This is a genomic window from Streptomyces carpinensis (assembly GCF_002154505.1).
Taxonomy (GTDB): domain Bacteria; phylum Actinomycetota; class Actinomycetes; order Streptomycetales; family Streptomycetaceae; genus Streptomyces; species Streptomyces carpinensis.
In genome coordinates, this window is sequence record NZ_MUBM01000722.1 from 1 (window position 1) to 1,190 (window position 1,190).

Below are 1,190 nucleotides of genomic sequence, written 5' to 3' on the forward strand. Positions count from 1 at the left end.
TGCTGACCGCCGACGTCGGCGTGCAGCCCACCCAGGAGCTGGTCGAGCGGCTGCGTGAGCGCGTCCGCGTGCTCGGCACCCGCACCCCCGAGGAGCTGCGCGGGCTGCTGCGCGAGGAGCTGCTCACGCTGGTCGGCCCCGCCATGGACCGTGTGGTGAAGACCGAGCCGGCCACCAGCAAGCCGGGCATCGTGATGGTCGTCGGCGTCAACGGCACCGGCAAGACGACCACCACAGGCAAGCTCGCCCGCGTCCTGGTGGCCGACGGCCGCAGCGTCGTGCTCGGCGCCGCCGACACCTTCCGCGCCGCCGCCGCCGACCAGCTGCAGACCTGGGGCGAGCGGGTCGGCGCCTACACCGTGCGCGGCCCGGAGGCCGGTGACCCCGCCTCCGTCGCCTTCGACGCGGTGAAGGAGGGCAAGGAGATGGGCGCCGACGTGGTGCTGATCGACACCGCCGGCCGCCTGCACACCAAGACCGGTCTCATGGACGAGCTCGGCAAGGTCAAGCGCGTCGTCGAGAAGCACGCCCCGCTGGACGAGGTGCTGCTCGTGCTCGACGCCACGACGGGACAGAACGGCCTGGTCCAGGCCCGCGTCTTCGCAGAGGTCGTCGACATCACCGGCATCGTGCTCACCAAGCTCGACGGCACGGCCAAGGGCGGCATCGTGGTCGCGGTCCAGCGCGAGCTGGGCGTCCCGGTCAAGCTGATCGGGCTCGGCGAGGGCGCGGACGACCTGGCCCCGTTCGAGCCGGAGGCGTTCGTCGACGCCCTCATCGGGGACTGACGCACCCCCTCCGCAACGGCAGCGCCCGCCCCCTGGTCCAGTGGGGGACGGGCGCTGTCGTCGTACGGGGCGAGGGCGCGGGTGCCGGAGACGTCGGTGGGAGATGCGCGGGCACAGGGGTGCGAGAGCCGGGCCCAGGGGTGTGAAAGGTGTGCCGCTTGCGAGCCGTGAGAGCTGTGCCGGTCAGTCACGAGGCCTGAGGGGGTGGGCGGGCGTCCCCGTGAGCGGTGCAGGAGGGGGCGAGAGGCGGACTGGCGTCCCGGTGCCGCGGCCGGCGCGGGTGCCGCCGGCTGTCCTAGTAGCTCTCCCGGGCCCTCGACCGATGGGCCACGTACGCCAGGGTGCCGAGCAGCAGGCGGGCCTCCGGGGGGTTGGCCGCGTCCAGGGCGGGCGGGCGCAGCC

At 74.1% G+C, this 1,190-nt stretch carries 1 protein-coding gene and 1 pseudogene; one reads left to right on the forward strand and one right to left on the reverse strand.

Annotation, left to right across the window (positions count from 1 at the left end):
* A partial coding sequence (ftsY, locus tag BZY54_RS48325) for a signal recognition particle-docking protein FtsY (protein WP_107420034.1) occupies positions 1–788 on the forward strand: 788 nt, incomplete at its 5' end.
* Positions 789–1,083: 295 nt separating this feature from the next.
* Here ftsY and BZY54_RS54490 read toward each other — a convergent pair.
* Positions 1,084–1,190 (reverse strand): annotated as a pseudogene (locus BZY54_RS54490) (bifunctional DNA primase/polymerase); the annotation flags it as partial.